Annotated in this window: 8 protein-coding genes and 1 tRNA gene; 4 read left to right on the top strand and 5 right to left on the bottom strand. The window is 59.5% G+C overall.

Features of this window, described 5'->3' with window-relative positions:
• Positions 1–37: 37 nt before the first annotated feature.
• A complete protein-coding gene (locus AAIE04_RS21715; protein WP_004931894.1) occupies positions 38–955 on the bottom strand; it encodes a transcriptional regulator GcvA in 918 nt (305 codons plus the stop codon).
• 386 nt (positions 956–1,341) lie between these two features.
• The gene (locus AAIE04_RS21720; protein ID WP_004931891.1) at positions 1,342–1,566 is read right to left on the bottom strand and encodes a YgdI/YgdR family lipoprotein; all 225 of its coding nucleotides are present in this window, start codon (positions 1,564–1,566) and stop codon (positions 1,342–1,344) included.
• 196 nt (positions 1,567–1,762) lie between these two features.
• Here AAIE04_RS21720 and csdA point away from each other — a divergent pair, with 196 nt between their 5' ends.
• Both csdA and csdE read left to right on the top strand, forming a co-directional pair.
• Positions 1,763–2,968, top strand: a complete 1,206-nt coding sequence (gene csdA / locus AAIE04_RS21725) for a cysteine desulfurase CsdA (protein WP_063917941.1) — start codon at positions 1,763–1,765, stop codon at positions 2,966–2,968.
• A 19-nt stretch (positions 2,969–2,987) separates the two neighbouring features.
• A complete protein-coding gene (csdE, locus tag AAIE04_RS21730; protein WP_198636909.1) occupies positions 2,988–3,422 on the top strand; it encodes a cysteine desulfurase sulfur acceptor subunit CsdE in 435 nt (144 codons plus the stop codon).
• Here the strand turns inward: csdE and tcdA are convergent.
• A complete protein-coding gene (tcdA, locus tag AAIE04_RS21735; RefSeq protein ID WP_498577668.1) occupies positions 3,413–4,219 on the bottom strand; it encodes a tRNA cyclic N6-threonylcarbamoyladenosine(37) synthase TcdA in 807 nt (268 codons plus the stop codon). The two genes, csdE and tcdA, sit on opposite strands and share 10 nt — an antisense overlap.
• Before the next feature lie 83 nt (positions 4,220–4,302).
• Positions 4,303–5,439, bottom strand: a complete 1,137-nt coding sequence (gene mltA, locus AAIE04_RS21740; RefSeq protein ID WP_019455730.1) for a murein transglycosylase A — start codon at positions 5,437–5,439, stop codon at positions 4,303–4,305.
• A gap of 216 nt (positions 5,440–5,655) precedes the next feature.
• On the opposite strand from mltA, the gene AAIE04_RS21745 reads away from it, so the two are divergent.
• Positions 5,656–5,732 (top strand) — tRNA-Met (locus AAIE04_RS21745).
• Positions 5,733–5,822: 90 nt separating this feature from the next.
• Here the strand turns inward: AAIE04_RS21745 and amiC are convergent.
• Positions 5,823–7,076, bottom strand: a complete 1,254-nt coding sequence (gene amiC, locus AAIE04_RS21750; RefSeq protein WP_019455729.1) for an N-acetylmuramoyl-L-alanine amidase AmiC — start codon at positions 7,074–7,076, stop codon at positions 5,823–5,825.
• 221 nt (positions 7,077–7,297) lie between these two features.
• Between amiC and argA the strand changes: the two genes are divergently transcribed.
• Positions 7,298–8,641, top strand: a complete 1,344-nt coding sequence (gene argA / locus AAIE04_RS21755; RefSeq protein WP_498577669.1) for an amino-acid N-acetyltransferase — start codon at positions 7,298–7,300, stop codon at positions 8,639–8,641.
• The last annotated feature ends 27 nt before the right edge of the window (positions 8,642–8,668 follow it).

An 8,668-nucleotide genomic window follows, 5' to 3' on the forward strand; every position in this document is an offset into this window, starting at 1 on the left:
TTAAAAATCACCGGCCGCGGCAAGGCGGCGGCCGGCCTTATTGTTCGTAGCGGAAGCGGAACTTTTCTTGTTCGCTGGCGGCGCGCGCCAGGATCCACTGCCGGAAGGCGGCTATTTTACCCAGTTCTGCCTGGCTGTCATGACATACCAGATAAAAAGCGTTTTTGCTGACCAACACATCGTTGAACGGGCACACCAGGCGACCGGCTTCTATCTCGGTTTGCGCCATCACGTTGTTCACCAGCGCCACACCCTGGCCGTGCACCGCCGCCTGCACCACCATGGCGCTGTGGCTGAAGATCGGCCCCTGCTGCACGTTGATGTGCTGCAACCCCAGTTGGCGCGTATACGCCAGCCAGTCGCGGCGTGAAACGTCATGCAGCAAGGTATGATAAGCCAGATCGTCCGCGGTTTTCAGCGGATGATCGCCGGTCAGCAGGCTCGGCGAACAAACCGGCAGCAAATATTCCGCATACAGACGCTCGGCGCGCAGCCCCGGCCAGTTGCCGCGGCCGTAGAAAATCGCCACGTCGACATCGTCCGCCAGCTTGTCCTCTTCGCGGTCCACCGCCTGGATGCGCACGTCGATGCCCGGATAAGCTGAGTTAAAGCCGGACAGGCGCGGCACCAGCCACTGAATGGCGAAGCTCGGCGGCAGACTGACGGTCAATGCCCCCTTGGCGCTGCGCGCCTGCAGCTTGCGTGTCGCCTCGTTGATCGAAGAGAAGATCTCCTTGATATCGAGGTAGTAACTTTGCCCCTCTTCGGTCAGCAGCAGCGAGCGGTTGCGCCGACGAAACAGCTTCAGCCCGAGGAAGTCCTCCAGCGACTTGATCTGGTGGCTCACCGCGGCCTGAGTCACGAACAGCTCTTCCGCCGCCTTGGTGAAACTCAGGTGGCGAGCGGCCGCATCGAACACGCGCAGCGCATTGAGGGGAGGTAAGCGTTTAGACATTAAATTAGCTACTTTTGTGTAACATTAATCCGAATGATTCGGTGCCGAAAATCGGGCGGCTTTGTGTGGCAAGCCATCGGTAAACGCTAACGGCGTATTGCCATTAGTTTTTTTAATCCGAGCCATTATAATTTGTCCGTTGAGGATGCGCCAGCAAATACCTATAGTGGCGGCACTTCCCGGGCCGGAACGAAAAGGGAGTGGGTGTCGAGGACGCCGATGAACTTTTGGCTTGTGGTTGTGATGTTGTGTTTGCAAATTGTCCGGCGATTCCGGACATGGTAGCTAGGCTACTGTTTTTTCACTTCCTGTACATTTACCCTGTCTGTCCATAGTGATTTTATGCAGCACCGCAAAACTTGCGGTGCTTTTTTTTTGCCTGACGATTACTGGTTGCTTTCAACCATCTCTTTCACATCGGCGCGGTTGATCTGCTGCTCGACGCCGTTAGCGTCTTTATAGCTGATCATACCGGTGTCGTTGTCCACTTTAGGCTTACCGTCAGCGACAATGGTACGTCCGTCATTGGTATGCATCACGTAGTTGCTGGAACAGGCGGCCAGGGTGAACGTAAGCATCAGGGCAGAGATAACTGCGGCTGTTTTCTTCATTGAGGACTCCTTTGTAGTTTTAAATGCTGATAAATACCTTTTATCTGTATAGATGCGATTAATTAGCGCACATTTAATAGCATAACAAACTTTCCCAATTTTGCCAGGCGATAACTCCTAATGGACGGGATCGCTTGTCTCAGACGGCAAAATAGGACAGGATCACCCATCGACTCAAGCCAGTGACAATCAGGGTATGACGCCTTTTAACCCCAGCCTTTTTCGCCAACAGTTTCCCGCGCTCGCGCAGGACGGCATCTATCTGGACAGCGCCGCCACCGCGTTGAAACCCCAGGCGGTGATCGACGCCACGCAGCAGTTTTATCGCGATGACGCCGCCACCGTGCACCGCAGCCAACATCGGGCGGCGCAGGATCTGACCGCCCGCTTCGAGCTGGCGCGCGGCCAGGTCGCACGGCTGCTCAATGCGCCGTCGGCCGATGACATCATCTGGGCGCGCGGCACCACCGAGGCGATCAACCTGGTGGCGCAGAGCTACCTGCGCCCACGCCTGCAGCCGGGCGATGAAATCCTGGTGAGCGAGGCGGAACACCACGCCAACCTGATCCCCTGGCTGATGGTGGCGGAGCAAACCGGCGCGCACGTGGTGAAACTGCCGATCGGCGCCGACCGGCTGCCGGACCTGACGCAGCTGCCCGCCCTGCTCAACGAGAAAACCCGCCTGTTGGCGCTGGGGCAAATGTCCAACGTCACCGGCGGTTGCCCGGATCTGGCGCCGGCAATCGCGCTGGCGCATGCCGCCGGCGCGCGCGTGATGATCGACGGCGCACAGGGCGTGGTGCACGGCCCGGCCGACGTACAGCGGCTCGACATCGATTTCTACGCCTTCTCAGGCCACAAATTGTATGGCCCGACCGGCATCGGCGCACTGTACGGCAAAGCCGAGCTGTTGGCGCAAATGGCGCCCTGGCAAGGCGGCGGCAAGATGCTGACCCAGGCGTCGTTCGACGGTTTTACCCCGCAAAAACCGCCGCACTGCTTCGAGGCCGGCACGCCAAACATCGCCGGCGTGCTGGGATTGGCCGCGGCGCTCACCTGGCTCAGCGAACAGGACATGGCGGCGGCGGAGCGCTACAGCCGCGAACTGGCGGATCGAGCGGAACAGCGCCTGGCGCAGCTGCCGGGTTTTCGCAGCTTCCGCAGTTCCGGCTCCAGCCTGCTGGCGTTCGACATCGCCGGCGTACACCACAGCGACATCGTCACACTGCTGGCGGAACAAGGCATTGCGCTGCGCGCGGGCCAACACTGCGCGCAACCGCTGATGGCGGCGTTAGGCGTCAGCGGCACGCTGCGCGCGTCGTTCGCCCCCTACAATACGCAACAGGACGTCGATACGCTGGTCAGCGCGTTGACTCACGCCCTCGACCTGCTGGCCGACTGACTTGACTCCCGGAGACGCTATGCTCGCCCCCCATCCTTTTGGCCGAGAGGTCACCGCCGACGCGTTGATCGCCACCTTCAGCGCGCTGAAACAGTGGGAGGACCGCTACCGCCAGCTGATCATGCTCGCGAAACGGCTGCCGCCGCTGCCAGAAAGCTTACGCAGCGAAGAAATGGAATTGAGCGGTTGTGAAAACCGCGTCTGGCTGGGACACCAGTTGCTGGAAGACGGCACGCTGCATTTCTATGGCGACAGCGAAGGGCGCATCGTGCGCGGCCTGCTGGCGGTGCTGCTGACCGAAGTGGAAGGGAAAACGCCGCAGCAGATCGCCGCATTGGATCCGCTGGCACTGTTCGACCGGTTGGCGTTGCGCGCTCAGCTTAGCGCCACGCGCGCCAGCGGCCTGGCGGCGTTGGCCGCCGCCGTGCAGGCGATCGCCGCCCGTTACGCCTGACGCGCCGCCTTCGCCAGCATCTTTTTCAGCGCGTGCGATACGGCGACGAAGCCGAAGGTGGCGGTGACCATGGTCGCCGCGCCGAAACCCGCGCTGCAATCCATCCTTTTTGGCCCTTCCGCCGTGCTGCGCGAAGCGCACACCGAGCCGTCCGGCTGCGGATAAACCAGCGGCTCGCTGGAGAAGACGCAGTCGATGCCCAGCTTGCCCTTGCCGTTCTTCACCACGTTGAAATCGTGTTTCAGCCGCTCGCGCAGTTTGGCGGCCAGCGGATCCTGAATGGTCTTCGCCAGATCGGCCACGTCGATTTTAGTCGGGTCTATTTGCCCGCCGGCGCCGCCGGTGGTCACCACCGGGATCTTGAAACGGCGGCAGTAGGACAGCAGCGCCGCCTTCGGCCGCACGCTGTCGATCGCGTCGATGACATAGCTGAAGTTATGGTCCAGCAGCTCGGCGACGTTGTCCGGAGTGATGAAATCATCGATGCAGGTCACCCGGCATTCCGGGTTAATCGCCAGGATGCGCTCCGCCATCACCTCGGTTTTGGATTGCCCGACATGCTGACGCAATGCGTGGATTTGACGATTGGTATTGGTGACGCAGACATCATCCATGTCGATCAGGGTGATGGCGCCGATGCCGGTGCGCGCCAGCGCCTCAGCCGCCCAGGAACCCACGCCGCCGATGCCGATCAGGCAGACATGCGCCTGCGCGAACACCGCCAGCGCCTGCTGGCCGTACAACCGCGCCGTACCGCCGAAACGCTGCAGATAGGCTTCCGAATAAGCTGTGCTCATAACGCTTTAATTACCTTCGTAATGCAAATGATAAGGGCCGGAAAATCCGGCCCTTGCGGGTCAATCTTTCACGCCGCGTGCGTTTACCGGGTGGCCAACAACGAACCGCCGCCGTTTGACTGATTGGCGCTGAACAGCTGGCCGCCGCCATTGTTCTTCAGCACCCAAACGCGGCCGTAGTGGTTGTAATATCCCGCCGAGTGACCGGCTTCCGGCCCGATGCCCTGATACATGTCAAAATGCTGGCCCTTGATGGCACCGCCCACATCGAGCGCGACCATCAGGCGCATCTCGTATTTTCCCGTGAATTTACCCTTGTTGTCCAGCAGCGGCACTTCGGCCAGCAGCGTGGTGCCCGCCGGAATCAGCGAACGATCGGACGCTACCGAGGCTTTGGCAACCAACGGCACCGCGCTGGCGCCCTTCACCGGCGCAAAAGCTTCCGGACGGAAGAACACGAACGACGGGTTTTGCTCCAGCAACTCACGCACCTCTGCGGCGCTGTGGGTATCCGCCCACTGACGGATCGCCTGCATCGACATGTCCGCCTTGGCCACTTCGCCGCGATCGATCAGCACCTTGCCGATGCTGCGATAGGCGTGGCCGTTTTTGCCGCCGTAGCCGAAGAACACCAGCGGCTGACCATTGCCGTAGTCGACGTAGCCGCTGCCCTGGACTTCCATCATGAAGTTGTCCATCAGCGAGTTGGTGTAAGCGATGATATAGCGATCGTCGAGCGCGCCGGAATAGATGCCCGCGCGATCCGGCAGGCGCCCCCTGCCCTTCGGTGGCATACGGTACAGCGGATAGCGGAACTCGCCCTGCTGGGTATAGCGCGCCTGCACCACCGGCGTGTAGTAGCCGGTAAACTGCACGTTGCCGTAATTGTCGACGCCTTCCATCTGGTAAGCGCTGAGGCCATACTGGCTCAGCATGCGCGTGTCGGCGCCGGACGCCATCCAGCTTTGCACCGCCTGATAAGTGCTGTTGTTGCGATTAAACAGCGAAGGCGACGCGTACTTGATCTCCATCAGCTGATCAGAATAATCCTTGGCGTTGACCGGCGAACCTTTGGCGTTGGGCTGATTGACCAGCTCCAGCGATTGATCCAGACGGCCGTCTTTATATTGCTGACCCCGATCGGTCGGCTTGGACGAACAGCCCGCCAACACCGCCACCATCAACCCGCCAAGCAGGTATTTGCCCCAACGTCCTTTCATCGCGCACACTCTCAAACTGATATGATCTACCGGCTGAACGATAACAAACGCTCATTGATAAAGGAATCGCTGCAAATAAAAAAACCCGCACGGAGGATAGTGATGAAAAAGAAGGCAAATTGCGGGCAAATTCAGCAGAAAAACGGGTTTAGGGCAATAAAATGCAAAAAGGGTTTGCAACAAAACGCATGGAGAGTATAGTGCGCATCCATCGGACGCGGGGTGGAGCAGCCTGGTAGCTCGTCGGGCTCATAACCCGAAGGTCGTCGGTTCAAATCCGGCCCCCGCAACCAACTCTTGATGACAACAGATAAGCACCCTGACGGGTGTTTTTTTGTATCTGCAATCCGCGAAAATAGCCGGACTCGCGCCCGGCCCTGCCGTTATCGGCTCGCCAGCGCGCCGCCGTTGGCGAAATAAGCCTTGATGCCTGCCAGAATCGACTCCGCCACCTGCTGTTGGAAATGGCTGGTGCGCAGCTTGCGCTCCTCTTCGATGTTGCTGATAAACGCCGTCTCCACCAGGATCGACGGGATATCCGGCGCCTTTAACACCGCAAAACCGGCCTGATCGACGCGATTCTTGTGCAACCGGTTGATTTTGCCCATCCGATTCAACACTTCCTTGCCGAACTTCAGGCTGTCGTTGATGGTCGCGGTCTGGATCAGATCGAACATGGTGTGGTCGAGATAGCGGTCGCCGCTCTTGCTGACGCCGCCGATTTGGTCCGACGCGTTCTGTGTCTGCGCCAGGAACTTGGCCGCCGAACTGGTGGCGCCCTTGGTGGACAACGCGAACACCGATGAACCGCGCGCCGCGCGGCTGGTAAAGGCATCGGCGTGAATCGAAACGAACAGGTCCGCACGCTGCTTGCGCGCCTTGGCGACGCGCACCTTAAGCGGGATAAACACGTCTTCGTTGCGCGTCATGAACACCTTCATGTTCGGCTCGCGCTTGATCATGGCGCTCAGCTTGCGGGCAATCTGCAGCACGATGTCTTTCTCGCGCGTCTTGTACTTGCCGATCGCACCGGGATCTTCGCCGCCGTGGCCAGGATCCAGCATGATGACGATCGGCCGATCGCGCCCCGCCTTGCCGGCCTGCGGCGCTTCCGGCGGCAGCGTGCGCTCCAGATCGCCCTTGTTGTAATCTTCCAGTAACGCCAGTAGCGGATCATACTCCTCACCGCCGCTGCCGACCTTGGTCGGATAGAGATCCATCACCAGACGGTTGCGATACTCCGGCACCGGCGCCAGCGTGAAAATATGCGGGCTGACGCTTTGTTTGAGCTCCAGCACCAGCCGCACGGTATTCTGATCAAACTGGCCGACGCGCGCCTGCTTGAGATAAGGATCGTCGGCGCGCACCTGCCCGGCGATGCCTTTCAGCACGCTGTTGAGGTGAACGCCTTCGATATCCACCACCACGCGATCGGGATTGGTCAGGGCGAACTGCTTGTATTTGAGTTCGACGTTGGATTCCAACGTGACGCGGGTATAGGTGGAGGATGGCCAGACGCGCACGGCGATCACGTGCGATGATGCGGCGAAGCCCGTACGACTCACACTCAGCAACCAGCTGGCGGCAACGCCCTGTAATAAACGACGGCGGCCCAGATTGTGATTAGAGTTTGGCATGCGGCTCCGGCAGTAATAGCTGTTTACAACAGATGAAAAAAACACCAATGAAATGGGGATGCCGAAAACTTTAACCAATCATTCCAGCCCTGTCATCAGAAAATCTTTTTATGGTTTTTCAATTTATTAACGATTTAGCGCCCTTAGCACACTCTTCATGACGATTTCCCACTTGCCATCGGCACAATAAAAGAATAAAAATACAAAAATACCGTATAAATATGCAAAGAGGTTTGGCCGTGAAGGAACGTAGTACAGAGCTGGTGCAAGGATTCCGTCACTCAGTCCCCTATATCAACGCCCACCGCGGCAAGACGTTTGTCATCATGCTCGGCGGGGAAGCCATCGAACACGAGAATTTCTCCAACATCGTCAACGATATCGGGTTGCTGCATAGCCTGGGCATTCGCCTGGTGGTGGTTTACGGCGCGCGGCCGCAAATCGACGCCAATCTGGCTCAGCATAACTATGAGCCGATCTACCACAAACACACCCGCGTGACCGACGCCCATACGCTCGAACTGGTCAAGCAGGCTGCCGGCCTGCTGCAGCTCGACATCACCGCCCGGCTGTCGATGAGCCTCAACAACACGCCGCTGCAGGGCGCGCATATCAACGTGGTCAGCGGCAACTTCATCATCGCGCAGCCGCTGGGCGTCGATGACGGCATCGACTACTGCCACAGCGGCCGCATTCGCCGCATCGATGAAGACGCAATCCACCGTCAGCTCGACAGCAACGCCATCGTGCTGATCGGCCCGGTCGCGGTTTCGGTCACCGGCGAGAGCTTCAATCTGACGTCAGAAGAAGTGGCTACCCAGTTGGCGATCAAGCTGAAAGCGGAAAAAATGATCGGTTTCTGCTCCTCGCAGGGCGTAACCGATGCCGAAGGCAATATCCTTTCCGAGCTGTTCCCCAACGATGCGCAAAAGCGCCTTGAAGAGCTGGAGGAAGGCGGCGATTACCATTCCGGCACCGTGCGTTTCCTGCGCGGCGCGGTGAAAGGCTGCCGCAGCGGCGTGCGCCGCAGCCACCTGATCAGCTATCAGGAAGACGGTGCGCTGGTGCAGGAACTGTTCTCGCGCGACGGCATCGGCACCCAAATCGTGATGGAGAGTGCCGAACAGGTGCGCCGGGCGACGATCAACGACATCGGCGGCATCCTGGAGCTGATCCGGCCGCTCGAGCAGCAGGGCATCCTGGTGCGCCGTTCGCGTGAACAGCTGGAGATGGAGATCGACAAATTCACCATTATCGAACGCGATAACCTGACTATCGCCTGCGCGGCGCTGTACCCGTTCGTGGAGGAAAAAATCGGTGAAATGGCCTGCGTGGCGGTGCATCCCGATTACCGCAGCTCCTCGCGCGGCGAAATGCTGCTGCAGCGGGTAGAAAACCAGGCGCGGCAGATGGGGTTGAAAAAGCTGTTCGTGCTGACCACCCGCAGCATCCACTGGTTCCAGGAGCGCGGATTCACTCCGGCGGAGGTCGACGTGCTGCCGATGCAAAAACAGGCGCTGTACAACTACCAGCGCCGTTCCAAAATCCTGCTGGCCGATCTGTAATCCCTGCGGGCGCGGCCGTTCATTGCC

It is taken from the genome of Serratia sp. Ae19-1 (assembly GCF_059801225.1).

Bases quoted from the DNA above. Each gene is read 5' to 3' on its own strand.
- AAIE04_RS21715 (WP_004931894.1), bottom strand. From the start codon at position 955: ATGTCTAAACGCTTACCTCCCCTCAATGCGCTGCGCGTGTTCGATGCG.
- AAIE04_RS21720 (WP_004931891.1), bottom strand. From the start codon at position 1,566: ATGAAGAAAACAGCCGCAGTTATCTCTGCCCTGATGCTTACGTTCACC.
- csdA (WP_063917941.1), top strand. From the start codon at position 1,763: ATGACGCCTTTTAACCCCAGCCTTTTTCGCCAACAGTTTCCCGCGCTC.
- csdE (WP_198636909.1), top strand. From the start codon at position 2,988: ATGCTCGCCCCCCATCCTTTTGGCCGAGAGGTCACCGCCGACGCGTTG.
- tcdA (WP_498577668.1), bottom strand. From the start codon at position 4,219: ATGAGCACAGCTTATTCGGAAGCCTATCTGCAGCGTTTCGGCGGTACG.
- mltA (WP_019455730.1), bottom strand. From the start codon at position 5,439: ATGAAAGGACGTTGGGGCAAATACCTGCTTGGCGGGTTGATGGTGGCG.
- amiC (WP_019455729.1), bottom strand. From the start codon at position 7,076: ATGCCAAACTCTAATCACAATCTGGGCCGCCGTCGTTTATTACAGGGC.
- argA (WP_498577669.1), top strand. From the start codon at position 7,298: ATGCAAAGAGGTTTGGCCGTGAAGGAACGTAGTACAGAGCTGGTGCAA.